Here is a 26930-nt window from a genome sequence, read left to right on the forward strand (position 1 = left end):
AAATATTACTTTAGTTTTTCAATCACGAGTTTTTCAATCACGAATTTGCCAATCACACTATCAAGCAATTGTTTAAATAACGTCATTGTGCCGATGACGTCGCCGGCATTGAGATTTTGATTATCAACGGCAATCAGTTTCCGAAGAGTTTCGGTCATACCCGCCACAGTGTCCGCCCACCATTGCGCATGATCAGGTATTGCCATCGCAAGGAAACGATGAAGAAGCTCCAACTGTGACAACCACCGTTTTACAAACTGCTCCAATTCACCGAATGTCATCGCCAATAACAACTCGGGGCTTTCCATCAATTTATTAACCGCACTTATACCAACATAATGGTGTATTGGCGTGTTTCCGTTCGTAATAGCCGTGTGAGTCTGTAATCCCGACAGAGTTTTATCTAGCGTCCCGCGTAATAGAGGGTCAGTAGATAAAAACGCTCCAGTTTGAATAACCGATATAGCAAGATAAGGACGAGATTTGTGATACACCTCGTGAGATTTCATAAACTCAAGTCCTTTGAAACCGATAACAGTTTGCGCGAACTCATGATCACTTATTTCACCAAAGTAATTAAAGCTCCCGTCATAGACTTGATAGCCTCCTGGCGTGCGCCCAACCAAAACAAATGCATGTGGAATAACCTCTTCCTCATCGATTTCCAGATTATCAAATAGAGGCCGGAGTAAATATTCACTATCACTCAAGCCGTAAGAAGGAGAAAACGGTAAGTGGTAATCTGAACCGGTGACAATAACCAGTTTTCCTTTCTCCAGTTCCTCTATGCAATACGCAGTGTAAGATGCCAAATCGTCAAAAAATTGCTTGTGATAGGAAAACGAGAAGCTTTCCTGCAACTGAGGCCAATCCAATAGCGCACCATAATTCTGATAGTCACTCAGGACATTGCCTTGTGAGTCTGAGGGCTGCACGCTAAAACCAAACAGTAAGCTTCCATCTGATGCTCGCATTAAGCTATTTGGACAATTCAATCCATAATCATGTTTTAGTTTCTCTCTCACTGCCGAATACATACAGCTCACATCATTGCCGTAAAACTCAGGTTTGAACTGTGTATTGTACTGCCAGCCGCTCGAGATAGATGGACGAGGCGTATCGATCAAATGGATGATCTCATTTAAGCTCTTTCGCGATAGCAACATATTCATATCAACGGGAATTTTTACAGACTTCGCTTTGGCGACGACTTGCACCGCTGATAGTGAATTACCCCCTAATGTGATGAAATCATCTTCCCCGTTCACATTACTGACACCCAGTACATCTTTCCAAATAATCTTGAGTTCTTCTGCCATACTCTTTGGCTGCGTAACGTCAGAAACTTGGCTTCTCGCTACACTTTGTGTAGACAATTGGGTTACGTCAGAACCGGCTTGACCCGAGAAAATGGCTTGTAGCCTTTTCACATCTTTAGGATATTCTTTACCTCGAATCGGCATAGGAGGAAGGTTTACCGAAGGTGCAACTGTCTCGTTCAATTCATGCTGCCAATCGACATTGACGTTCAACAGTGACAACATGCCCAGACTTTCCATGAGGCAAGTCTCCTCTTCTTTGCCACGACTAATAAGAGAAAGACAGACATGTTTTGCATTGAAATCCTGATGGTGTTTAATCAGCGACGACAAACCATTTCCAGGCCCCACCTCGACGAAAATAGCATCACCGCTTGCCAGTAATTCCTCCAGTCCTTGAGTAAAGCGCACCGGTTCACGAATTTGACGAACCCAATAGTGCGGTTCCACCATCAGATTTTTAGTACTCAATTCTCCGGTCACATTAGAGATGATAGGAAGTTTGGGTTCTGAGAGTTTCACGTCACCGATAACTCGCTCATAATCAGCCAAAATTGGCTCCATATAACGGGAATGGAAAGCACGGCTGACTTTAAGACGCTTCGTCTTGATTGAGCTGGATTCGCAGAGTTGCTCAAATGCGGTGATTTCCTCGTCTGAACCGGAGAGCACACAAAGTTCGCTGCTATTATCAAGCGCGATTTCCAAGCGGCCAAACAACATGGTTTGAGCCACTGTTGCCGAACACATAACAGATAACATAGCGGCGGCTTCAGTGGACTGCATCAAACGGCCTCTGGCACAAACCATCCTAACAGCATCTGTGAACGAGAATATTTCAGCAACCGCTGCTGCAACATATTCACCTAAGCTATGACCCAACATCACAGTCGGTTTAACGCCATAAGATGCGAGAACCTGCACCAGTGAATACTCAATAATAAACATTAACGGCTGAGCAAACTCGGTATTATACAATTTCTCATCATCTTCCCCTGCGAGGAAAAGCTGTTTTAAATCGATCGCGCAATATTCGCTGGCTATTTCAAATCCTCGATCACACCATGTTTTGAACAGATCATTTGTGTGATAGAGCGAAAGTCCCATCGCTGCATATTGCATGCCTTGTCCCGGGAACAAATAGACCACTTTTCTCTCTGACGTCATGCCGTTGTAGAGATAATCAGAAGATGGCGACGACAGTCGCTGCAATAAACCTTCACGATCCCTGCTATAAGCAACAAACAGATAAGGCATAACGTCTCTTTGCATTAGACTCAATGCCATCTCATTGAGGTGACTATCAACTACGTTACTTTGTATTGCTCGCTTTAACTGTTTCTTATAGCTGTCTAACGACTTTTCATCAGGGGCCGACAATACGATGGGCAGAACAACTGACTGCTTTTTGGTCAGTGTTTGTCGATTGACACTTGGCGCTTGTTCAAGCACCACGTGCGCGTTCGTACCACCGATACCAAACGAGCTAACACCCGCTCTTAGCAGTCCCTGAGAATCATCAAGTCGGCTGTATTGATTGCTGATAATGAATGGGCTGTTGACAATATCAATTTCCGGGTTGATTCTGGCAAAGTTGATTGTCGGCGGCAGCTCTTTATATTTAAGCGCCATTGTTGCTTTTATCAGTCCAGCAATACCCGCTGCCGAGTTCAAGTGTCCGATATTGGATTTTACACTGCCTAATTTGCAGAAGTTTTTCTTATCAGTAGCAAAGGCGTGTTTAAGCGCTTTGAATTCAATGGGGTCCCCCAGATGAGTGCCCGTACCATGCGCTTCAACAAAGCTTAACGTGTCTGCCGAGACATTCGCATCTTTAAGCGCGGCTTGAATCACGTCAATTTGCCCCTGATAACTTGGCGCGGTGTATCCAACCTTTCTGCCGCCATCATTATTAATAGCCGTGCCTATGATGGTCGCATAGATATTGTCGTTGTCTTTCAGTGCTTGTTGAAGTGGCTTTAATACCACAACGCCAACGCCATCACCAAAAACCGTCCCACTGGCTTGGATATCAAACGGGCGACACTTCCCATCTTTTGCATGGATCATTCCCTCTTCGGAGAGATAACCAGCTTTTGTCGGTAAAGTAATGGAGACGCCACCAGCAAGCGCAACATCACATTCTCCAGCCCTCAGGGATTTGATTGCCTCATTGACGGCAACCAGAGACGATGAGCAAGCGGTTGACAACACCATACTTGGGCCTGTCAAATTCAATTTATAGGAGACAATGGTCGCCATATAATCCTTATCCGCCACTGTCATTGCACTATATTGGCCCGCACTTCCCTCAGCGGTCGCCATCGCCTGAGCTAACCACTGCAAATTGCCTGACGCTGCCGCATAAAGACCAATTTTGTCTCTACTTTCTTTGGGCTTAATTCCAGCGTCTTGCAGTGCCTGCCAGCAACACGTATGGAAGGCGCGAACTTGCGGGTCCATTTGCCTTGCTTCGTAAGGTGTATAGCCAAAAAAGGTCGCATCAAACTCACCCGCGTTAGGAAACACCCCTTTCGCTCTAATGTAGTTGGGATTATTTAATAGCGCCTGATCTATCCCCTCTTCAAGCAGCTCTTCTTTGCTGAATATCGATATGGATTCTTTGCCGTAAGTGAGGTTCTGCCAAAAGTCGTAAATGTTTTCGGCTTCTGGGAATGTCGCGGCAATACCAACAATGGCGATTTTTTTACTGATATCAGCATCGAGATCTTGGCTCCGTTGACTATTCAATGGAGTATCAAATTCTGCTGCTTTATTATTTTCAACCGAATCTAATGATATTTCCCCCACCATCATGGCGTTTTGCTCAATAATAAAACCCGCAAGTAATTCCGATGTCGGATAACTGAACATATCCACCACGGACAAATCAATATAAAGCGCTTCAGTAATACGCTTATTGACCTGAACCAGATCCAGTGAATTTGCTCCTAATTCAAAGAAGTTATCACCACTATTAATCGAATGAATTTTTAAGAAGTCTTGCCAAATATCCATAATAGTGTCGACGATCTGTTGTTTTGAAAATATTTGCTTTGAGAATGTCTGCCTTGAATGTGCTGAATGGGATTGATTAGTAAAAGGTCTAATATGGGTGCCGACCCATTGTTCAAATCGCTTATTCAGATCCCCGGTAGAAACAATTAACTGTGCCTCAAGAGGTGACTGTAAAACACGCTCTAAAATATAAAGACCTTCATCCGGCTCAATTAATAGCTGTTCTAATGAAGAACCTATGGCGTCATCAGCATTTTTACGCTCAAATACCCAGCCATCCCAGTTGATACTAATCCAAGGTTTACCCAACTGATTTTGTTGTTTCGCAAATGCATCAGCAAAAGAACTCACTGAACTGTAAGCCGAGAAGCTTAATCCCCCCAAAATAGCCGCGATGGAAGAGCATAAAATACAGAAATCAATTTGTTTGTGTTCTAATAGTTCTGCAAGCAATTGGTAAGAGTAAACTTTTGTATCAAACTGAGGCTGACAGTTCTCCATAGTAATATGGTTAATGCCTTGGAAAGAATCTCCCCGCGTCACACCGGCCGCACAGATCACCCCATTTAACGAGCCATATTGTGCTTCAATGTGAGTAATGAGCGCTTCCATCTCCTGCCGATCACAAACGTCCGCCGCGTAGTAATCAATATCGCCTTCATTAATCAGAGATAATTGATGTATTCGATCAATAATTTCTGACTGAGGATGGGCTTTTACTTCAACATCACCCCACTGCGCTTTTTGCGGTAAATCCCTACGCCCCGATAAAATCACCTTAGCGCCATATCGCGTCACTAAGTGTTCTGCAAACAGCAAACCCAGATCACCCAATCCACCGGTAATCAGATAAACACCCTGTTTTTTGAAAAGCTGTTTTTTGGCAATAACGTCGGTAATCGGTTCATTATTCTCAAGCTGTTGGTAACGCTTTTCAAATCGCGCTTGTTGAGACCGTTTAACAATAAAGCGCATATCGCTTGCTGTTAATTCTTGAGCAAGAATATCGCATGCTGCCTCAATAGATTCAGCCGTATCTAATTCAATAATTCGAGGATGGCATTTCGTGACTTCTTGAGCGATAACCTTAATTAAGCCGTTGAGCAGACTGTGTTCCGGCAGTGCTGTAGTCGCCAATAATAAACGAAACTCAGATAAACGACCCGATTTCGCCCACGATTGCAGTAATAAGATGACAGAAAACCAAGATGTCGTTATGTCTTTGGTACCGGAAAGCGGCCAGGCAAAAATAATTGAGTCCGGCAAGAAACTCGAATTGACTAGTTCAGTCATCAAGTTATCAAAACTATTTTTATCTCCCGGTGTAACGCCGATTACTTGGCCGTCAACATAATACTCCGGCGACGGAATAACGAATTTAAGTTTTTGTCCCTCTTGGCTAAAACGCTCAGTAAACGCATCACACCACGCTAAACTCGGCACAAAACAGACGATATTATTTGCCTGTCCGGTGTTTTCAGTCGGTAATTCGACAGCCTGCCACTGTTCGGTATATAACCACTGCGTTAATTCTTTTTTAGTTATTTTGGTTTCAGATGTCCGACCGGTCGTGGTAGAGGAAATATGATACTCACTTAAACTTGGCTCTTTGATGAATTGATAGCCTGGAAGACTAATACGCCCCGGAGAGACATTTTGGTATAAGGCAGTCCAATCGATAGAAATCCCCAAAGACCAAAGCTCTCCCAATACCTTAAGCAGACAAGCTCGGTCACTCTCTTCCTCTAGTGGATGACGTAACAGATTAAACACGGAAATATTCGCGTGACTATCCGCTATTTGCTTCACAAAAGTCGAAAGAGTGCGTCCCGGGCCGACTTCTAAAAATACGTTTAGCTCCGGCGCTTGCAGGCAAGTTTCAATGCCTTGTTGGAATTCGACGGCTTGGCATAAATGCTTGATCCAATAATCGGCTGAACATGCCTCTTCCGGTTGTATCCACTGGCCTGTGACGTTTGATAAGAACGCCGCTTTTGGCGCTTTAAAATCCACTTTATCCAGTTCCGCTCGAAACTTATCGACGCCGGGCAACATCATCGCCGTATGAAATGCATGCGATGTCTTCAATAATCGACAACGGTAATTCTCTTGTGACAATCGCGCTTGTACCGCTTTAACCTCTTCCAAAGGACCCGCGATAACACACGAATTAGGCGAGTTAATCGTAGCCAGTGTCACTGAATCCGTCAGAAATGGCGCAATTTTTTCTCTCCTCGAAGCGACACTGAGCATGGCTCCCGGTTCACACGCCTGCATAATGAGACCACGTGAAGCAACCAATTTAAGCGCCTCTTCCAAGGTCATCACTTCTGCCAATGTCGCGGCGACATACTCTCCCACGCTGTGACCAATCATTGCACTGGCCCGGATGCCGAAACTTTCCAGACACTTCGCCAGTGCATAAGAGATAACAAAGATAACCGGTTGGGTGATGCGGGTATTTTGCAGTTCAATACTACGTTCTTCTGCATCCTCTCCATCGCTATACAGAAGCGACAGCAGATCAATATCAAATTGCTCACGTAGCAGTTGATGGCACTCATCCACTCTAGTTTTGAAGATGTCTAGCTCGTGGTATAAACCTTTCGCCATCTCGACATATTGCGCTCCCTGCCCCGGGAACATAAAGACAAGACCGGGCGCATTGTCTGAAATCTCACGCCCCGCTGACTTACCATTTGCCAAACGAGACAACATGGCGCTCAATGTTTCAATGCTATCCACAACCGCTGACGAACGGACATCAAACTCACCTCGCCCTAATTGCAACGTGTAAGCCAAATCGGTCAGATTGGGTTCTTGATCTGCATGCTGGATATGGTCATGCAGTTTACTCGCTATTTTAGCTAAACCTTGCTGGCTCTTGCTTGACAGAACGACGAGTTCTGAACGCTCATTATCCCTCTTTACCGACTGCGCTATCGATTTAACCGTCAAGTGCACATTGGTTCCACCAATACCAAAAGAGCTGACTCCGGCGGTTCTAATTTCACTGTCACACTTCCAATGCCTTGATTTATCGATCAAAGTGAATCGAGTGTTAGACAATGAGTCAGGGTTCGTTTCCGTAACATGGCATGACATCGGCAATATTTGGTGTTTAAGCGCCAATATCGCTTTAATAAAGCTTGCTACGCCCGCCGCTGTATTGGTATGACCGATGTTGGATTTAACACTCCCCAAGACACAATTTTTGTCACTTGCCCCAAGCGCTTCTTTGATGCCCTCAATTTCAATTTCGTCACCAACCAAAGTTGCGGTGCCATGCGCTTCCAGAAATTCAATCTCGTCTGGTTTAACACCGGCCATATTTAAGGATTGGCGAATACAATTTGCTTGTCCATTTGCATTAGGAGCGGTGTATCCCGTTTTGTCATGACCATCATTGTTGACACCAAAACCCGCGATCACACCATAGATGTTGTCATTATCCCTCAGTGCATCTTCTAACCTTTTGAGTGCAACCATTCCAAGGCCATCACTAAATACCGTGCCACTCGCTTCTTTGGTAAATGGGCGGCAGTGACCATCAGAACTGTTGACCATCCCTCGCGCATAGACATAACCGCTTTTAACTGGTGTGGTAATCGATACACCACCAGCTAATGCAAGATCACATTGATGAGTGTATAAACTCTGACAGGCTAAGGTGATAGCCAACGCGGAACTGGAACAGGCGCTTTGAACCGTCACAGCCGGTCCGGTTAGATTTAGTTTGTAAGCAACACGAGTTGTCAAAAACTCTCGGTCATTCAAAAGCGCAACACCAAACTGCTCCGTTGAATCCGTCACCTCTTTTTTTAATCGCTCTAACCATTGATGATTCGAGCCACAAGAGGCAAAAAGCCCGGTTATCGGTCTGTATTTTTGATTGCCATATCCGGCATCATCGAGTACCTGCCATGTCGCTTCATGTAACAACCTGAATTGAGGGTCCATATACTGAGCTTCACGAGCCGTATACGCAAATGCCTCTGGATCAAAATCAAATGAGCTCGATAACACGCCCTTGGCTTTGATGTAATTGTCCAACTGCAAAACAGCCGCAGGAACACCTGCTTCGAGTAACTCCTCATCTGAAAAAAAGCTGATACCTTCATGACCTTCTAGCAGATTTTGCCAATATTCTTGAATGTTCTCACTGCCTGGAAAGCGCCCGCTTATTCCCACAACAGCAACCGCATGTTGGGGGTAATGGTGCTTGGTCTCTTCGCTTGAAACGGATATTAGCGATGTATTCTGAGGTGTGCGTTTGCTCTTTAGTAACGTTTGGCTATTACCTAGCGAGCAAATATGCTGAGCTAATTTCTCACAGTTGCTATAACGATAATAATCACTGATTTTTAGGCTCAAGCCATACTCGGTGTTAACCTTATCATGTAATTGCGCAATATCGAGTGAGCTCGCCCCCGCATCAAAAAAGTTGTCTTTAAGGGTAATCGCATCTTTTGCAAAATGCGTTTTCAACATCTCAAGTAACGCTGTTTGTAAACTGGCCTTATCAAATGAATGCGCTTGGTGTACTTCTGCAACCTTCGCATGCTGAGCTGTCTCTTTTTGGGTATTCGAGACGGGTTTAAACTCAAGGCGATTCGGCAATGATTGATATTGTAGATCCGCCAACGCAGGCTGCGCCCTATTCTCATATTCCTGCAAAATGATGTGCGCATTGGTTCCCCCCACGCCAAATGCACTCACCCCTGCCAATCGCACGTCACCATTACTGATGTCCCACGGTTTAGTTTCGGTGTTTATATAAAAAGGCGTGTTGTCCAAATCCAGTTTTGGATTAGCTTTTTTAAAGTGCAACGTAGGCACTAATGTTCTGAAATAGGTGCAAAGCGCTACCTTGATAAAAGCCAAAACTCCGGCGGCTGCGTCACAGTGACCAACATTAGACTTTACCGAGCCTAACGCACATGAGCCATTCCCCTGAAAAATGCTTTTTAACGCGGATAATTCAATAGGATCGCCAAGTAAAGTACCGGTTCCATGCGCTTCGATATAACTAATTTGTTCCGCGTCTACTTCCGAATACTCAAGCGCGTCCTGAATCACACTCTTTTGTCCCAATTCGCTGGGCGCGGTAAAGCTGATTTTGTCACTGCCATCATTGTTTACCGCACTGCCCTTAACGATGGCAAAGACTCTATCGCCACTCTGGATAGCATCCTCAAGGCGCTTTAACGCAACAACGCCCACCCCGTTACTGAATACGGTACCGCATGCATTCTCATCGAATACTCGAGTTTTGCCGTCGGGGCTGTTAATCATCCCTTCTTGATATAGATAACCACTTTTATGAGGATGGGTAACACTCACCCCGCCAGCTAATGCAACGTCACACTCGCCGGCTTGTAACGCCTGACATGCCATATGTATCGCTACTAAGGATGTCGAACATGCAGTTTGAATGGTGACCGATGGCCCTCTTAAGTTCAGTAAATAGGAGATCCGCGTACAAAATGAGGGATCATTTAAAGTAGCAACATGGAACTGTTCAGCCGCTGAACTAAATTGTGTATTCAGCTCTTTAAACCAGGACCATTGGCTACTTGCTCCGGCAAAAACCCCCACCTTTCCTTGGTATGTTTTAGAGTCGATATTGGCATGATTTAAAGCTTGCCAGCAGTTTTCTATCATTAAACGGATCTGCGGGTCCATCCTTACGGCATCAGAATGGTTAATACCAAAGTAATCTGCGGCAAATTTAAATGGATGATTAATTATTCCCTTTGCCGAAATATAGTTTTCTCTCGAATACTCTTCTTTTGAAATTCCATTGGCTTTAAGTTCGTCTTCAGTAAATGAGCTGATACCATCTATACCGCCTCGCAACATTTCCCAGAATTCACTTACGTTATCAGCGCCAGGAAATTGCCCAGCCATGCCGACTACAGCAACCTCAAGTCCAGTAAAACTATTTTCCATAATTAACCTTTGTTTTCGTTGTTACACAGGCGAGTAATAGCAGGATATCAATGCTCATACGGAGCTTCGTTATTATTCAACGTACACTCCAAATCTGGAGCCAATAGAGAAGATCCTAATAGTCATGATTGAGCATCTCAGAAATAATATTTACTTTTCGAATAAATAGACTTCCAAGATACTCAAGACATCATCGCCAAATAAATTTGGCATGATGGTTTTGATATATCCTGATTTTAAAGAACGGATTCTTTACGATAAAACTGTCTTAATGCATGTTGTGCAATCAAAACTTGCTGGATTTGACTGGTGCCTTCGATAATTTCCAGCACCTTGGCTTCTCGGTATAACCGCTCCACAGGATAGTGATTACACAGGCCATTACCCCCTAAAACCTGTACAGCATTATTTGCAACTTGAATAGCAGCTAAGGAACTCTGATATTTAGCAATATTGGTTTCCATTATTGCATCATGGCTACCTTGGTTTCTTAATTCGCCAATCTTCTCGCATAAGGCTTTTGCCGCATAAAAAACCGTTGTTGAATCGGTAATTAAGCCTTGAATTAATTGGTGTTGAGCAATTTTTTTACCGAACTGCACTCTTTTACGGGCATAGGTAATCATTTCCTCCAGAGCCGCATGAGCAATTGCCACCCCAGCCCAAGCGATACTGTATCGGCCATAAAAGAGCGCGGTATTCGCCACAAAACTTAACCCTGCACCTTCTCGTCCTATCAGACTATCTTTAGGGATCTCTACGTTATCAAAGCTCAACTCGGATAGATAAGCACCACGACTAGCCAACAGTCCTGTCATGAGTGTCCGACTCAATCCAACTGCTTCTTTCTCGACAATAAAAGCGCTGATTTTGTCGCCATTCTTGGCAAAGACCAAAAACAAATCAGCAATTCCCGAGTAGGTGATCCACTTTTTATTACCATTAATGCGATAACCTGAATCAGTGGCTTCATACGTTGTCTGAATTGAGCCAGCATCTGTCCCGGCATTAGGCTCAGACAGTGCAAAACAGGCAATTTTCTCGCCTCTACACATTGCCGGCAGATACTTTTCTTTTTGTTCCGCGTTGGCAAGTCTCACTAACGTTTCACCCACCAAACTGGTGTGGACCGTAAGCAATGCCCTTGCCGAATTGCAGCCTTTACCGATTTCTTCCGTTAAATAGCCGTATGACAATGGATCAATGCCACCACCGCCATATTCTCGCGGTAGAATAGATCCCAGAAATCCTAAATCGGCTATTTGAGTAATAACTTCTCTTGGTACTCCACCTTGTTGGTCGAACACTCCGGCATTAGGTCGAAGTACTTCATTTGAAAACTCTTTCGCTAATTTAACCAGCCGGTCTATTTTATTATTCATAAATAAAATCTAACCTTTTATTTTTTGGACAAGTTGTTGCATTCTTTCAATCGAAACAAAATTCTCTCTTTCAATATATTCATCTGGAATTGAGATCGAAAACTTATCTTCGATAAAGCATAGCAGTCTCATAGAAAATAAAGAGTTAACCAGACCGCTTTCAAAAATATTCGTATCGTCCTTTAACTCTACATCATCATCTAAATTAGTAATATTACTTTCAATAAAATAACGAATTTCTGTTGATACAATACATGAATCTTTCACACTCTTATCCTTTAATTAATTTCAATTTTGACATAACGCGGAAAATCAGGAACTTGGCTCAGATCGTGAGAGAAAATTATTGTATCATCTGAAAGTTCCTGACATTTTTTAAAACCAGCAAATTGATAGGTGACATACATTTGTCTATTACGCTGTGTCCGTTTAAATTCAGCATGCAAATTATGTGATTTTTCTTTAGCTTGTTTCATAATATAAGTCAGAGCGATACTGCCAACACCTCTGGACAAGGTTCTACATGACATCAGCAAAAGCTTTATATAATCCGTGTCACCTTTATATTGAACCAGAGCAAGACCTATTTTTCCGTAAGAGCCATATTTATCGACTAACTCAAATACAAACAGGTCATGATCATCAGAAGCCATAAGCTCGGATAATTCATCACGATTGTAAGTAATGCCGGTAGAATTAAGTTGATTGGTGCGTTGAGTTAACTCTTCCGCTCGCAGCAAATCTTCCTCTTCGGCTTTAGCGATATAGAATTTCATATCTAATTGACTGAGGAAATCTTCGGGCGTGCCAACAAATTGCTCTTCCTCATTTTTCCTGAGAATATCATCTTGATAACGACTCCTTCTCAGCTTTGCATCATCAGATATTTCCATGTTCGCAATTCGCGGTAAGTCTAGAATTGTCTTATATTCTAAAGCGTCAATACAAACAACTTCGGGATGTTTTGAATTAACCTCATCCCTCTCCATTATTTGGTCATCAACAAAAATAAAAGTATCGGTTGAAATATTCAGGCTCTTCTGAATTCTTTCTATCGATAAAGACTTTGGTCCCCAATTGATTTGCGGATAAATAAAATATTCATCCAGTTCAAATTCGCGAAGTTTAGCCATCGCATCACTGGCATCATTTCTACTGGAAATAGATTGCAAAATGCCCATATTATCCAGTTTTTTGATAATCTGGGGAATATTTTCTTTGAGTTTCACCTCATCCTGCTCAGATAAAACCCCCTCCCAAATTGTATTATCCAAGTCCCAAATCACACATTTGACAGGTTTATTTGTTACTTCAATTTGTGTGTCAATATATTTCATTTTCACACTTTCCTAATTATTTGTATTTAAAGAAACCCATACCACTTTTTTTACCCAAATGCCCGGCATCGACCATTTTCTTAAGCAGTGGACAGCATCGATATTTTGGATCTTGATAGCTGTCATAAAGGACACGTAATGAATTCACCACGGTATCCAGCCCAATCAGATCGGCGGTTTCCAAAGGCCCCATCGCATGGCCATATCCATCTTTAAAAATCTTGTCTATATCCTTTGGCGTCGCAACGCCATCCTGCACCAAAAAAGCAGCTTCATTCATAAATAGGTGAGATAATCGGTTTGAAACGAAGCCGGGGTAGTCTTCCACCACCACCGCACTCTTATTAATACTTTGCAGCAAGGCTTGGGAAGCCTCTAGCGTTTTATCGCTGGTATGGAAACCTTTAATCACTTCTACACATTTCTTAAGCGCGACGGGATTCATGAAATGCAGGCCAATAACTTGCTCCGGATAAGGTAAGCACGAGCCAATCTTAGTAATTGAAATACAACTAGTATTTGCAGCGACGTATGTCTTCTCATTAATAATAGAAGACAGCCGTTCATACACATTTTGTTTCGCGGCCAGATCTTCTTTCACATTTTCAATGACCCAATCACTCCCTTCAATTTCTTGATAGTCACTGACTACTTTTACTCGTTCAATCAGCTCATTGATATTCACGGATTTAAGTGAAGGCTCAAGCATTTGATAGAGCCTAAACTCCTTTTTTATCCGGGAAGGAATATTCTCAAGTACTGTTGGATCAATATCTAAAATGACGACATCGTGACCAAAAGCGGCGCACACCATCGCGGTGTCTAACCCCATAACACCTGCACCAACAATCGATATTTTCAAAGCAAATCTCCTTTTTAAAATTGTAACAACAGACTAGAAACTGACGTACTTGAAATACGTACAACTTTGATGATTGAAATTGAGCTAATAATTGAAATTAAGCTAATAGTTGAAGGGATTTTCAATTTGCCTTTCAGCTCTTGAATATCTTTACAATGCAATTTTTAAACTGATGAATGTATCGTTGTCTTCCCTCTCCAGCAGCGAGAGTGTTCCATACGTTTTATTTTCTTATAGCTGATGACAAGTTTAGTACGCTACCGCCCCTCGCCGTGACCGATGCGCATAAGGTATGGTTGCTATTTTATGGGACGCTTTGCCGAACACCCGCCCTTGCAGACGCTCGGCAAAACGCAGCGGACAGTTAATTCTTCCTCTGCCGAATCGCGCCGTAACACAACACGTTCCAAAAATCGGAATGAAGTCAATTTAAGTAATTTTTTCGTAGGGCAACTCAACCTGTTTCAGGTGGTTATGTTTATCTTTGGTCGGGTCTTTAATGTTGTATATAACAGATTGGCTTTCACCACCTTATGCAGGTCATTGCTCGGCGTCGGCACTTTTAGAATAGTTTCTCGTTCTTTACAGAACGTGGCGTTGTCTAACAGGTTGGATGTCAGATCGTGGAAAGTCAGAGTGATATTTTCTTGGCTGCCATTAGCAGACAGGAGATGAGTTGTCTGCCCATAGCTAGAATCGCTCAAGAATAGCAATCTTAGCGGCCACTCAACTTTTTTCTGTGCACTACCAGTATGGAAGCTCCGTTTAATATTAACGTGTACTTTCGGCACTTCGTTCATAAAGCTTTCAAACATAGTATTTATCCTAAACAGTAGCTCATGAGAAGGAAGTCAGCCATGCGACATTGACGGGATGTACTTTGCTTCTGCTTTACAGAAAGACAGAGCAACAATGCTTATACATAAATTTCCATTAACAATAACACACAACAAACTTTCTCACTAAAGTAAATTTTCAATACATAATAGATAAATTATATATTTATTAGGTTTTTATCTCAGATAAGTTAATCCTTATAAATTTAATAAAACACTTTAGAAAAACTGATAATAATCATACATAATAAATATTGACCATTCAAATAATTAATCATTCTAATAATATTACTAAAAAGTAAACTTCTTACTAAAAAGTAAACTTCTGTGTACGGGATGACATGAAAGCCGTGACGCTAACGTTACAAAAACTGTCTATGGGTTATATGCACAGGCTTGACTAGCGCCTCGGGGAAACGCCCAAGGCATCATATCCATAGTGAGAAATGGCGATAAAATCGCTTATGATTCAGAGGGTAAGGATGAGGATGAGTGTAAAAGATAAACAGAGATAGCAACGCTTATCCGCAAAGTGCTAAACAGGCAGCCTGAAAATTCGCCGCCCGTGAAATAACAACTGTACAAAATTTTAAACAAGGTCTTCTTCGGGATGAGATAAGGTTGATACAGTAGATGCACGCACGTTAAGGGCATCACTCACGATTATCGAAAATTCATCAATCTCTATTGATAAAGGCTCATATCGCAACCATCCCAAAGTACAATCGAATAATGCTTCCAGTCGTACCACAAATTCAATCGCATCGCGGGCAGGGATCTCCAGTCGTCCACGCTCGATTAATTCTTCCGCGCTATCACCTGTGGTGTCGCAGGCAACTTTGATAATCAATCGCCGAATGTAATTCTCTGATATTGACATAATTTCTCCTTGAACAATCGTACTCAAGCCTTCGTCTCTATGGCTCGAATAATAGCAATAGGATTAACTTCCGCTAGTTTAAAACGGCCTTTCACCTCTGCTGCGGTGTAAGTCAGAGCACGTTGAATATAGGTTTCAATTTCCTCAGTTATGCCATAAGGCGCCAGCCCAAGTTGTTTGACCAATTGTTGGCATTGGCTATCAGAGAGTACATTAGAATAGTGGGCGACCAAGTATTCCTTGCAGCGCTTAAACTTTCTTTGCCAGACTGCAACTTCATTTGCGATTGTAGCGGCAGATTCTGCATTCACAGCAATTTCAGGCACATGGTGTAACACCAAATCGCGCAAAGCTGCATTTTCTGGTTCTGCAATTAACCGCTGCAATGTGAGAGTCAGGTCACGACGATGCAACAGACTGACGCCTATTCGCTCTGCGGCAATAGGTAATAGCGGCACTTGTACCATCCGCATCAGTGTCTGCTGCGGCCACACCGCTGAAAGCAGTAATCCCAGTTGCCCTGCTGTGGTGTAAAGGAGCTCCCACTGGTTTTGGTCAGCGTCTGCCCTCTCCAATTTTTCAGCCATATAATGAAAGGCTTTCCAGGCGCCTTCAAAACCAGCAATGTAAGCTCCAGTTACCTCATCACGTACAGACTGGTTCAGGCAAAGTGCTGCCAGCGTTGTGGCAAAAGGCAATGAATAGACGGTGATACGTTGGATAGAAAAATCAACCGCTTCTCGGTAAGCGGCATAAGCGCGAAACAACTCATGCCAGGGAGAATGACCAACCATTTCATACACATGTGAAACTTCATCGTTAGGAACATACGAGAAGTCGTAAGCTGTATCGAACAGCACCCGTAACCAGAGCACCAATTGATGGAGATCCTCGGCTTGCCAACGTGCGCCATCAGCACGCTGCATACGCAAGAAGAGTGTCCAAGTGCCTAACTGACAGACTCGATTCAGTGATACTCGCCATATAGGTTGCCATTCGACAATACGCAATGCCAACGCTTCAAATACATGTAAACGGCCAATATCCTCTTCCGGCGCATTTGGCAGTTCGGCAAATTCAACGATCAATTCTTCCTCATTGAAGAGGAAACTGGCTTTATGTACCACAAACGGTAGTGAAATCTCCAGAATGTTCCGTGTTAACCTCAACAGACAAGAACGTGCATCACCAAAACCATCTGCGATATTTATCAGTTTGCGTAAAGGTGCTGGGAGTTCAGAACCTGCTCCAGCTCGGAAGCGAGCCAGCATCCATTGATGCAAGAGATTGTGTAGTTGATGAGCATTTTCTATAGGCAGTTGATCAGGCTCCATATTGCCAGCAATGGGTATTAAAACTTGCCAGCGTAAGAAGTCGTCGCCCAACCATTCCGCAACGTTTTCTTTCAACTCAAGCAAAAAATTATCTGGCATGGGTTGATAGCGAGCACGCTCTATCCATCGCAGGAAAGAGCATAATGCTGCCTCCTCCGTGGCAGAAAGCGTCGACAGTTGGGCAAATGCGATCCAACCATTCAGAAGATCCAAGTAACGCTGATGTGTGATGGGATCACGTCGATCGACCACTTCGGTTAACACCGCTTTAAGCGCCTGATCATATGTATCCACCAAATCAATGCGACAAAGGCCCTGCAATGTCGGTAAGTTTGCTTTATGTAGAGTCTCCATTAAGCTGGCGGCGGCTTGCAGTAAATCGGCTGCTTCGCTAGCTCCAGCTAATGCACCGGCAGCTTTAAAGCATTTCAGCGGAGTTAAAAATACCAGATAAGCAGCAAACGCTTTTGGTGCACATACCAAGCTAGCAAGCGCAGTCGGCGCTAGTTGGCCGTGATGTATTATCTCTAATAGAGAGGCAGGAGAAAGCGTGGATTCTGTTGCACTGACCAGCGCATGTACAACATTTAGCCGTTCAATATCCTCATAAATGGGCAAAATTTCTGTATCTGCGAGTATATGGAGTACACATTCTAGCAACAAGTGTGCGTCGCTATATGGGGCAGTTATCGCAGCATCGACTAATGACGCCAGTTGGATGGTCGGCAATTTTTCAATCCATGCCTCGGTTTTAATTAACTGCATAATTAGGCGCAGATCATTGAGCCGGATAAGCCTGCCAGCAAGTGTTGGAATAGCTTTGCATAAGCGCGGTAATACAGATTGCGGATTGCTTTTAACGGTGAGAGCACAGAGATAATCTGCCGTTGCATCCGTTGTCGGCCAATCAGAGGGTAAAAACTTGGTCGCTCTCTCTCCTGCCTGTGCAAGGAGCCAACCTGTTAAACTAGGGCTTCGGACAGCATTACCATTTTGCAACCAAGTGTCGGTTGGGAAAATCGTGTGCTGTTTAAGTGTGGTATAGCTCTTTTCCGCTAACATCGGTAAGCCAGTTAACGCATTTTGCAGAATATCGGTAACACGTTGAGATGTAAGCTCGGTTATTAGCAGGGATTCACTGTCGTCAAACACACGTTGTACTGAGACAGGCAAATTAACCGATTCGGCTGTTTCCGTTTTCAGTTCGATAAACGGCTTTTGTGCACTAAAGTAGGCCAATTCCCCCATACTATCAATGATTACCCAAGCAACAGCGGGTATATCCGTTAGTTGGGCAAGAAAAACCGGCAAATTTTGTTGGCGGAACATGATGCCGGCGTGTTCACTAGCCACTCCAGACTCAACGAAGACAGCAGTAAGCGCCGTTTGCACAGACGGAGGGAGACATAGGTAACGAGACCAAGCATCATCCAATGTCGATGCACAAAGGAAGCTGCCTAAAGAAGGAACCGAAGGAGGCAGTAGTGCTGTCACCGGTATTGCTCGCATACAACGCGCCAGCTCAGTTCGTACTTCGGCGGTTAACCGTTGAACACGACGTTCAAGCGTGTAACCGGGGGCCGGGCGCACCTGTACTAACCAAAGTTTATCTACGTGCACCTGACGTAATCGTGTGCCATACCATAAGGGAGCGGATAACGTCGGCCAATGATAGGCGACTGAGTTTACCCTTGATCCGGGTGATTGTGCTGCCGCAAAGCCAAAACCAAACGCCAGTTCTCCCCGGACGCCATCAGAAGCGGCCAAAGTCAGTCCAGTGGCCGATACCAAGCCATGATCTGTTTCCAATACCCACTCAGTATCCAACGCAATTTCAGAAAAATGTTGATGCAACTGACTGATAATTTTATACAAACTACGACATGCATCGGCTGTCAGATAGGGCGCCTGTAAAGGTTCCACTCTGGGTGGAGTACCTTCAATCAACCGTTGAACGAAACAGGTGATTGGCTGTGGTTGATAATCAGGATTGATTAATCGTTGTTGTGCAATAGCTTGAGATTCAAACCCACTAAAGGCAACCTCCGCAACAGTATCGGCAAAATCTGCTGTATGACGGCAAATTACACTCGCATAGCCGCCTGCATTAACGAAAATTGCACCATCTTCCAGACCTGCGCTACGAACAATCCAGGGAGGCGGGCCACAGACTTCTTCTACTTGTTTTATCCAATCCTGATGCTCCGTAATATGTTTGTTGTAGATGGTGCGTAGCAAAGCAACATCAACATGTGGAGAAGCCTCCGTGATGGCAAGCGCCTCATCAGCAGGAAGCGCCAGCAAAGGGGGAATAAGAGCCGAAAAGTCGACGTGTCTGGCGAGCTGTTGTAATCGTTCAAATTTTGCAGTCATAGGTTTTACTTTCTTACCGTTAGAGTCAAAATCCCAAGTGAGTTTTCGCGTTAAATAAGTACGAGTCGCGACTTTCATACCAACCCTAATGCTCTACCTGATATCTCTATTATTGATATCAGGTTTTTCTAGGTAAGTTTTTGCATTTTACGGTGGATCAAAACAGTTAAATAGGAAGGTAATTCTCTTAAATGCTCTACTATTTTGGTGCGGTTATTTAGAGTGCTTCCTAAAAAATAGCGATATAACGCCCATGTCTAAACACAGCAAGAGGAATATAAGAGAACCAGGTATATCTCTCTGATAAGCAATTCTGTATTTCCTCCTAATCAACACTCAAAATAATAAAAAAAGAATATTTCATCACAAAAAAAGTTTTAAAAATATTATAAAGAAATATTTTAGACCTCCCTGTCAGTTATCGAATATTTATATGGCGGTTTATCAAATTAATCATCCGAACAAATCTGACACGTTTTTTTCATTGATAACCTTTAAATGCCTATGTCAACGGAAGAGGGCGATCTTGGATAACGGTTTTCATGACGAGGGTAGATATTAGGCGCTGAACGCCGGGCATGCTAGACAACCGTTCGTCATAGAGCTTCTGAAAAGCGGGCAGATCATGAGTAACGACGTGCATGAGATAGTCAGGATCACCGAAAAGCCTTTGCGCCAAGATAATCTGCGGTATTTCCGTAACGGCGTCTTCAAATGACCTGATTGCCAACCTGTCCCCTTCACGCAAGGTTACGAACACAATCGCGGAAAAGTTAAAACCAAGGCTGGCGGGATCAAGGTGGGCACGATAGCCCCTGATAATCCCCGATTGTTCCAGTGACCGTACCCGGCGATGACATGGTGAAAGGCTAAGTCCTACCCGTTCAGCAAGGTCGGTCACGGAAAGACGACCGTCCGCCTGTAGTTCAGCAAGAATCTTGCGATCAATCTTATCCATTTGGAAGGATCTCTCTTTTATTCGCATCAAAATAACCAAAGTTGGAAGCACATTTTAACGATAGAAGGATATTCTTTCCACTGATGTAAACAGCCCGGATGTACTTATATCTTTCATCAAAATGATAATCCGGAAAATATATAAGGTGGAAATAATATGCATATTTACTCATGTTGCAGGAATCTTTCAGACTGGAAGACGTTACAACTTGTGATTGTAGAAGCAGTAACCCTGCAATCTGATTGGGGAATAAAACTATGGAATTAAGTCTGTTTGCTGCATTCTGGGTTATCTCCGTTCTGCTTATCATCACTCCAGGGGCAGACTGGGCTTACGCCATATCTGCTGGTATGCATGGCCGTGTAGTACTTCCTGCGGTCACAGGACTACTATGCGGGCACCTCATTGCGACAATTGTTGTGGCAGCCGGTGTGGGAGCACTGGTTGCTGGTACGCCAGTCGCTCTGACAGTGTTAACAGTAGCCGGAGCGGGTTACCTGCTGTGGCTCGGCATTAACATGATCCGTCATCCTTCCGCACCTACAACAAGCGATGAGCGGGAGGTAGGTTCCAGGTCCCAATGGGCGATAAAGGGACTTTGTGTCAGTGGCCTGAACCCGAAAGTCTCCTTGCTATTCCTGGCACTGTTGCCGCAGTTCACCGATCCGACAGCCGGCTGGCCGATCCCGGTACAAATTATGGCATTGGGCCTGCTTCACATTTTAAGTTGTGGTGTAATTTATCTGATAGTCGGGTATGGTTCTCGGGCAATCCTAAAAACCCGCCCACAGGCCGCGCACATTGTCAGTCGGGTATCCGGCGCTGTGATGATTATCATCGCGGTACTCTTATTGGCAGAACAATTCATCTGAGAATGTAACAAATGTCTGATATCACAATCACACAAGTGACTGCTCCCTGCCGTAAACGGCAAGGCTTCCCACTTCTCAGCCGTCACCGTCGATATGACGGATTGACGCTGACCTCCGTGGGCAGAAACGACGAGTCCTGCCACCTGTAATTCTGTTGTGCCCTTGCTCTGGATGTTGATCGCCGCATTGATATCGCAGTCATGTTCGACACGACAGAAAGGGCATCGCCAGATCCGCTTATGCAGCGGCATTTCCGGCACTTTGTGACCGCAGCAATGGCAGGTTTTCGAGCTGGCGAACCACTGATCCAGTTTGACCAAGTGGACGCCCGCCGCCGCGGCTTTGTATTTCAGTTTCATGATGAAGCCATGCCAGCCCGCATCCCCGATAGCGCGGGCAATGTGGTGATTCTTCATCATGTTTGTCGATCTCAGCGTCTATAAAACACTTTGATAACATCATCTCATCCCACACCACAAATATTGAGGTTTTCATCTTCTTACGCATTGAAGTGATGAAAGTGACTTCACGCTTCATTAGCTCGTTCATAAGGGATTGGCTGATATACCCTTTATCTCCGGTCTTCTGCTCATTCACGAACAGGCTTGCGACCAGCCACATTGGCTGCGGTGATTTTGTCTGCCACGATTTCGCCTTGATGATTGACTATCAGATGTAATTTAAGCCCATAAAACCATCCTATCGTGGTTTTTTTCCATCAATCGTCCAAACAAACTGATGTATTATTTTTCACTTTGATGAAAAGGTGAATAGATACAGCGGTCGGCTACCATCGCTTTACTCAAATGGAAGAGATAGCGACTAAGCAACCGAGCAGCCACTGCGGCTGTCCCGTGGGCGCCTTGCGAAGCATCACCGATTTCGACAAACTCCATACCAACAATACGGAACTCGCTTAACAACCGTTCAAAGCAAGCCAACAAAGGATAAAAATTCAGCCCCCCCAGTACAGGTGTTGCTGTCTGCGGTACCTCTGTACCAAACAGCACATCGACGTCAAAACTGATGAACCAAGGTAAAGAGCGATCCATATTCCTGAATAGGCGCTCATAGCCCGCTGTTTCTGCTTCAAAAGCCGAAAGTATATAGAGCTTAGGATCTACTTCTAATTGGAGGTTCTCAGTCGGTTGATAAAAATAATCTCGAATACCAACCTGCCAAATTGATACAACATGCGGCATTCGACGAACCCAGTGCATGACATTAGCATGGTTAAGCTGCAAATCGCAGGGAGCTCCCATAGCATACAAATCAGGGTGTGCGTCAAACTGCAACACCCCCAGACGTGGATAACGTTCACCTAAAGCACTTATGCTGTAGAAAGCCTGGGCATGGTCACCCCCCAGGATAATTGGACACGCATCCCGTTCCACAATATTACGGCACACATAGGTAAGCCGTTCACCAACATCGGTTGCACTATCCATACTAGGACGGTATATGACATCACCGAGATCGAATAAACGCAGATGTTCTGGCTCCAACCGAGTACCGAAATCAAGATCCAGTAAAACCCCCTTTCCCGCGGTACCCAGAGGATGTTTGAAACACTGTACCAACTGGGAACGTACGTGCTGACCCCCACCTGCAACCGATATCTCTCCTCCCGTTGTCGTCAGGATAGGAGCATGCAATAACACGGCATCATCGGCCTGGAGTTCATCAAGATCAAAGACGCTAATTGACTGTCCCGCCGGTTCCGGAACAGGTATACAAAGCCCGCCTTCCAAAGCAGTACTCGACTCTTCCGGAAACAGAAAATGGTACTTCACCATAGCCTCAAATACAGAGGGCCCCAAACGCTGGGCTATCATCGCTCCGGTCAGAACCGCTTCTGACTTTATCTGTTCCAATAATGATCCTATTTTGCTGGACACACGCAGTCGCTTAGTTCCCAAGGGAATACTGATCTCTATACGCCCAGGTTCAATAGGATCGTAGCGCAGCCCAGGGTGAATACGGTATCTAAGGTTTGGTCGATCCTTCATGGGGTCATCCCTCCTTCCAACCAAGGGAGCAATTGGTGAAACTCTAGAGCTCGCGCGCAATTGGCTACTTTACAAGCAATTTCTGGTGATACAAAATTCCTAGTCAAGCTAATAGTTGGCCCTTCATTCACTACTTCATGCCACCAAGTTGCAGGAATGTATAACAAATCGCCTTTGTTGACCTCTAGGTAGCGCCACTCTCCCTGGTCGTAACGGGTTTCAAGCACTTGTAAAGCTTGGGCTCTCTGTTGCTCATACTCATGGTCCCAACAAGCCGGCGCATGTAAGGCTAATCGCTTCTTGCCCTCAATCACGGCCAGCCATGCATGAGTTTCCAACACATCGTAATGGAGAGCAGTGCCTGAACAATCGGCACCAATGAATATCCATAGAAGAGGCTTGAATAGCTTCTCTGGAATACTTTGCAGCAAATCACCAACAGCGGGTATAGGCTCATTGAAGTCCTTCAACATATCTGGATTATGCTCAAAGAATCTCCATCCAGAAGCATACAAGTTAGCCAACCGTCCTTCACCGCTTTTCAAAGCCTGAATATATTCACATACAGGAACTTCAACCTCGAACTCTCCATTTGCATTACTCAGTGCCAGCTTCTGCTCCTTCATCCCTGCAAAGAATTCCCAGGTCCAGCGCCGGTGAGCAACCCAGTCCAAAGTGACTCCCGTTAGCAAAATAGGTGACATCAACATCATTTCACTCATTTTTAGGGCCCATTGATGTTAGTTCCGGCACATATTGGTCTTCACGATGCAGTAAACGCTGAAAAAGGCCATTGCGTGCCTCCAATTCACTCGGCGTCCCCATATCGATAATCTGCCCTTGTTCCATGACCACAATCAGATCAAAGCGACTCAATGTCGCAACACGGTGGGTTACAACTACCACCGTACGTTCTGGCATTTTATCGAGCAAATAATTAAGGATATGAGTTTCGGAAATTGTATCTACCGAGGACGTTGCTTCATCAAAAATAAGTAATGGGGATTTCTTAAGCAAAGCGCGAGCAACACTCAGACGCTGCCGTTCACCGGTGGAAATTGACGCACCACGCTCTCCGACTAGAGTATCCAGGCCCTGAGGCAACCCTTCCACTAACATCATAGCTTGCGCCATTGTCAGCGCATGAGAGACCTCCTCAGCACTACTGACAGCAGAACCATAGGTTACGTTTTCCCGTACAGAACGGTTGAACATCAAAGCAGATTGCAAAGCTTCACTCGACACTCGATGCAAACTGCTCACCGAAAACTTGGCTAAAGGCAACCCATGCAATTCCACTGTTCCGGAATCCGGTACCAGATCGCCACGCAACACAGCTAACAGAGTCGACTTTCCTGATCCAGACGGCCCCACAATGCCTACTTTAGTACCCGGTTCGATACGCAGGCTAACATCATGAAGTACAGGTGTCGCACCATAACTGCTGCACACGTTGGATAACACAATTTGTCCGGGTACCGGTAATACTGGTGAAGGCTCGTTTGGCTCAATGTCCACTGGAATTGAGGATAACTCTCGTAAGCTGGACCGCAGCACTCCCAAAGAGTCAAAAATATCGACAAAATGAAATGCAACGGATTCGAAGTGCCAAGACAGTGCGATAATAAGGGAACTGGCCGTGATTAGTTGAGGCAGTGTCAGTTGACCTTGCTCATATTGCAAACCAATATAGAGCAAAGTCACAATGCCAAATAACCATTTATAGGTACTTTCAATCAGCAAAACAAATACCCAGTAACTGCGTACCCGTCGGCAAGCATAAAGATCTTGTCGCAATGCGCGACCGAAATTATGCCGCTCTAAGCGATAAGCAACAAAGCTCCTGATCAAAGGTACGTTAGTCACTATCTCCGCCAAATCTGAGATCACTTTGGCATGCGCATCGCTGGCATCTTCAACAATATTCATACCGGTATAAGCCAAATAGCTGGAAAGTAGTAATGCCGTTATCATCCAGATCCCAGCCGCTATTGCCATAGGTGCTGATACGCTAGCCAATACCAGAGTGGTAAGCAGCGCCACAGAGAGCAACTTGACCACTATCTCCGCCACCAAACCGACAACGCTTTGCAGACTGTTAGCAGCCAACTCAACACGTTCGACAAGATTACCAACGGAGTTCCCCGCTAGGCTCATCGGTTTAGCATGCATCAACCGAGTAGTAAGGTGGTCTGTCACGCCAATACGCAGATTTTGACTGGAGTACAGCAACGCCAGACTGTGAATAGCTTGTAGCAGTGGCGCAGTCCCCCAAAGCGAGATAATAATGGCGAGCATTATCACCACTTGCTCCCGTTGACCTTGCAAAGCAAGCTCGGTCAACCCGCCCAATACATAGGACTGACCAACATTACATATCGCTCCCAACACGGTAGCCACAATCATGATAATGGTACTTACCGGCGCACAAGCCAAGATCGCTGCACGAATATACTGATATGTACGGTTACCTGATTGTTCAAGCGGGATCGCCTTTGGCTTGGCAATATTTAAAGAGGCCAGGCGAGCAATGCTATGCCGCCAGGCCAATTGAAAAATAGATTGCATTAGAATCCTCATAGGGGCTCAATTAGCAAGCCGCCCAAGCGAACTATCGTCCTGACGAGTTCAGCCACAGCCGCAGAATTGACCTTCCCTGTAACACTGCGTTCCAATACCTCATAGGGTACCCGTTCGCCAGAGCTCAACAGTTCACACAGGGTTTTGAAGAGCTCATTAGGACGCCCCCAAATCACTCTACGCCTAACCAGCAATGCTTGTCGGCTGCCGAGGCTCATGCACAGCAAAGGACAACATGGGTGAATACGCAAAGTGCTGCGACGCAACTCTGCCTCATCCACTGGAGCAACCATCACCGTACTCAACTCGGGCGGCGTTATGATGAAACCATTGCTACGCACTGCCAAACGCCTGAGCTGGACCAGTTCCTGCAAAGAGATAGGTTGTTCAGCCACTGCCGCAAACGACTTGGCATCCGGCGCAAATAAACGTAAACCTTCCGCACTCTCAAGCTGCACATTATCAGGAAACAGCGTGAGCCCTAATGTTGCTGAGAACTGCCGCGTCTCGAGAATATGGAAATCCCCCATCGGAATGAACAAGAGATCGCCAGGTTGTAGCTCATACCTCAGCGCGTGAGGCAGAAGTGCTTCATAGTCCGTTGTAGATAGCGTTCCTCCACTCAGTTCAATGTACTTATCCCGAGGCCATACAAACGCGATTTTACTCGCTGGCCCTAGGTGCCAAAGCAAGGATTGGTCTATATCATCATGCACACCAAACGGCGTGTAACCGTAGTTGCCAAAAAACGCATAGAAATCAACACCACAGTCGGGTGCAGACCCGATGGCCTCGAACAGAGGCGTCAGCATGTTTTTTTGCATCTGCTCAGCAAAGAAGGAACTCCAGGCATTCAAACCGTTAAATGTGACACAAAACTCAGCACTTTCATTAGCCTTAGCCAAACGCTGATTCAATGTCAGATCGGTCCGCGATGCTAAAGATATCAGGGCATCCGTGATGGTGTAACGCTGTCCTCCACCAACCCAAGAGCGTACACGAGGTTGTTCAAACTGAGAAAAACGGGTGAACATCTGGCTCACCACTTCCAGAACCTGAGCATAACCAGGCATGATTGCTTTCAGATGCGCGGGCGACTTCAATCCTTCTGAAGCTTCCAAGAGTTGTAGTGCCCAGTTTCGATCAATATCCATAAGACATCATCTCACTCATTGCACAAAATGTGGATGGCGAAGATGAACCTATCAACGCCTTTTC

General features: G+C 44.8%; 15 protein-coding genes and 2 pseudogenes. 1 reads left to right on the top strand and 16 read right to left on the bottom strand.

Annotated features, from left to right (window positions below):
• Positions 1 to 5: 5 nt before the first annotated feature.
• From C6H66_RS08175 to C6H66_RS08215, 9 genes are all read right to left on the bottom strand, one after another.
• Positions 6 to 10289: a type I polyketide synthase gene (locus C6H66_RS08175; RefSeq protein WP_105395311.1), complete on the bottom strand. Its 10284-nt coding sequence runs from the start codon at positions 10287 to 10289 to the stop codon at positions 6 to 8.
• A 236-nt stretch (positions 10290 to 10525) separates the two neighbouring features.
• On the bottom strand, positions 10526 to 11671 hold the full coding sequence (locus C6H66_RS08180) for an acyl-CoA dehydrogenase family protein (RefSeq protein WP_046395313.1): 1146 nt from the start codon (positions 11669 to 11671) through the stop codon (positions 10526 to 10528).
• A gap of 9 nt (positions 11672 to 11680) precedes the next feature.
• A complete protein-coding gene (locus C6H66_RS08185) occupies positions 11681 to 11938 on the bottom strand; it encodes a phosphopantetheine-binding protein (protein ID WP_105395312.1) in 258 nt (85 codons plus the stop codon).
• 11 nt (positions 11939 to 11949) lie between these two features.
• Positions 11950 to 13008 (bottom strand): HAD-IIIC family phosphatase, encoded by a 1059-nt coding sequence (locus C6H66_RS08190; RefSeq protein ID WP_105395313.1) that lies wholly within the window; start codon positions 13006 to 13008, stop codon positions 11950 to 11952.
• A 16-nt stretch (positions 13009 to 13024) separates the two neighbouring features.
• Positions 13025 to 13870, bottom strand: coding sequence for a 3-hydroxyacyl-CoA dehydrogenase family protein (locus C6H66_RS08195; RefSeq protein ID WP_046395311.1), 846 nt, complete (start codon positions 13868 to 13870; stop codon positions 13025 to 13027).
• Between the two features lie 464 nt (positions 13871 to 14334).
• A complete protein-coding gene (locus C6H66_RS08200; RefSeq protein WP_046395310.1) occupies positions 14335 to 14685 on the bottom strand; it encodes a type VI secretion system contractile sheath small subunit in 351 nt (116 codons plus the stop codon).
• A 610-nt stretch (positions 14686 to 15295) separates the two neighbouring features.
• Positions 15296 to 15586: a DUF6137 domain-containing protein gene (locus C6H66_RS08205; RefSeq protein ID WP_105395314.1), complete on the bottom strand. Its 291-nt coding sequence runs from the start codon at positions 15584 to 15586 to the stop codon at positions 15296 to 15298.
• 23 nt (positions 15587 to 15609) lie between these two features.
• Positions 15610 to 19371, bottom strand: coding sequence for a hypothetical protein (locus C6H66_RS08210; RefSeq protein ID WP_105395315.1), 3762 nt, complete (start codon positions 19369 to 19371; stop codon positions 15610 to 15612).
• A 424-nt stretch (positions 19372 to 19795) separates the two neighbouring features.
• Positions 19796 to 20251 (bottom strand): Lrp/AsnC family transcriptional regulator, encoded by a 456-nt coding sequence (locus tag C6H66_RS08215; RefSeq protein ID WP_036809758.1) that lies wholly within the window; start codon positions 20249 to 20251, stop codon positions 19796 to 19798.
• Between the two features lie 257 nt (positions 20252 to 20508).
• On the opposite strand from C6H66_RS08215, the gene C6H66_RS08220 reads away from it, so the two are divergent.
• Entirely contained in the window at positions 20509 to 21123 is a 615-nt protein-coding gene (locus tag C6H66_RS08220) for a LysE family translocator (RefSeq protein WP_105395316.1), read from the top strand.
• Positions 21124 to 21200: 77 nt separating this feature from the next.
• Here the strand turns inward: C6H66_RS08220 and C6H66_RS08225 are convergent.
• The 7 genes and pseudogenes from C6H66_RS08225 to C6H66_RS08255 form a co-directional block, all read right to left on the bottom strand.
• A pseudogene (locus C6H66_RS08225) lies at positions 21201 to 21560 on the bottom strand (RNA-guided endonuclease InsQ/TnpB family protein); the annotation flags it as partial.
• 61 nt (positions 21561 to 21621) lie between these two features.
• A pseudogene (locus C6H66_RS27605) lies at positions 21622 to 21744 on the bottom strand (hypothetical protein); the annotation flags it as partial.
• Positions 21713 to 21826: a transposase gene (locus C6H66_RS27610; protein WP_082300882.1), complete on the bottom strand. Its 114-nt coding sequence runs from the start codon at positions 21824 to 21826 to the stop codon at positions 21713 to 21715. The gene C6H66_RS27610 and the pseudogene C6H66_RS27605, both read right to left, overlap by 32 nt.
• 40 nt (positions 21827 to 21866) lie before the next feature.
• Positions 21867 to 23132: an arginase family protein gene (locus tag C6H66_RS08240; protein WP_046396919.1), complete on the bottom strand. Its 1266-nt coding sequence runs from the start codon at positions 23130 to 23132 to the stop codon at positions 21867 to 21869.
• Entirely contained in the window at positions 23129 to 23854 is a 726-nt protein-coding gene (locus tag C6H66_RS08245; RefSeq protein ID WP_046396920.1) for a cupin-like domain-containing protein, read from the bottom strand. Before C6H66_RS08245 ends, C6H66_RS08240 begins: the two co-directional genes overlap by 4 nt.
• Positions 23847 to 25700, bottom strand: coding sequence for an ABC transporter ATP-binding protein (locus C6H66_RS08250; RefSeq protein WP_046396921.1), 1854 nt, complete (start codon positions 25698 to 25700; stop codon positions 23847 to 23849). The genes C6H66_RS08245 and C6H66_RS08250 overlap by 8 nt, the downstream gene beginning before the upstream one ends.
• A gap of 8 nt (positions 25701 to 25708) precedes the next feature.
• Positions 25709 to 26815, bottom strand: a complete 1107-nt coding sequence (locus C6H66_RS08255) for a cupin domain-containing protein (RefSeq protein WP_146111032.1) — start codon at positions 26813 to 26815, stop codon at positions 25709 to 25711.
• Positions 26816 to 26930: the final 115 nt, after the last annotated feature.

Source organism: Photorhabdus hindustanensis, assembly GCF_002968995.1.
Taxonomy (GTDB): domain Bacteria; phylum Pseudomonadota; class Gammaproteobacteria; order Enterobacterales; family Enterobacteriaceae; genus Photorhabdus; species Photorhabdus akhurstii.

Bases quoted from the DNA above. Each gene is read 5' to 3' on its own strand.
- C6H66_RS08175 (WP_105395311.1), bottom strand. From the start codon at position 10,289: ATGGAAAATAGTTTTACTGGACTTGAGGTTGCTGTAGTCGGCATGGCT.
- C6H66_RS08180 (WP_046395313.1), bottom strand. From the start codon at position 11,671: ATGAATAATAAAATAGACCGGCTGGTTAAATTAGCGAAAGAGTTTTCA.
- C6H66_RS08190 (WP_105395313.1), bottom strand. From the start codon at position 13,008: ATGAAATATATTGACACACAAATTGAAGTAACAAATAAACCTGTCAAA.
- C6H66_RS08200 (WP_046395310.1), bottom strand. From the start codon at position 14,685: ATGTTTGAAAGCTTTATGAACGAAGTGCCGAAAGTACACGTTAATATT.
- C6H66_RS08205 (WP_105395314.1), bottom strand. From the start codon at position 15,586: ATGTCAATATCAGAGAATTACATTCGGCGATTGATTATCAAAGTTGCC.
- C6H66_RS08210 (WP_105395315.1), bottom strand. From the start codon at position 19,371: ATGAAAGTCGCGACTCGTACTTATTTAACGCGAAAACTCACTTGGGAT.
- C6H66_RS08215 (WP_036809758.1), bottom strand. From the start codon at position 20,251: ATGGATAAGATTGATCGCAAGATTCTTGCTGAACTACAGGCGGACGGT.
- C6H66_RS08220 (WP_105395316.1), top strand. From the start codon at position 20,509: ATGGAATTAAGTCTGTTTGCTGCATTCTGGGTTATCTCCGTTCTGCTT.
- C6H66_RS08240 (WP_046396919.1), bottom strand. From the start codon at position 23,132: ATGAAGGATCGACCAAACCTTAGATACCGTATTCACCCTGGGCTGCGC.
- C6H66_RS08245 (WP_046396920.1), bottom strand. From the start codon at position 23,854: ATGAGTGAAATGATGTTGATGTCACCTATTTTGCTAACGGGAGTCACT.
- C6H66_RS08250 (WP_046396921.1), bottom strand. From the start codon at position 25,700: ATGCAATCTATTTTTCAATTGGCCTGGCGGCATAGCATTGCTCGCCTG.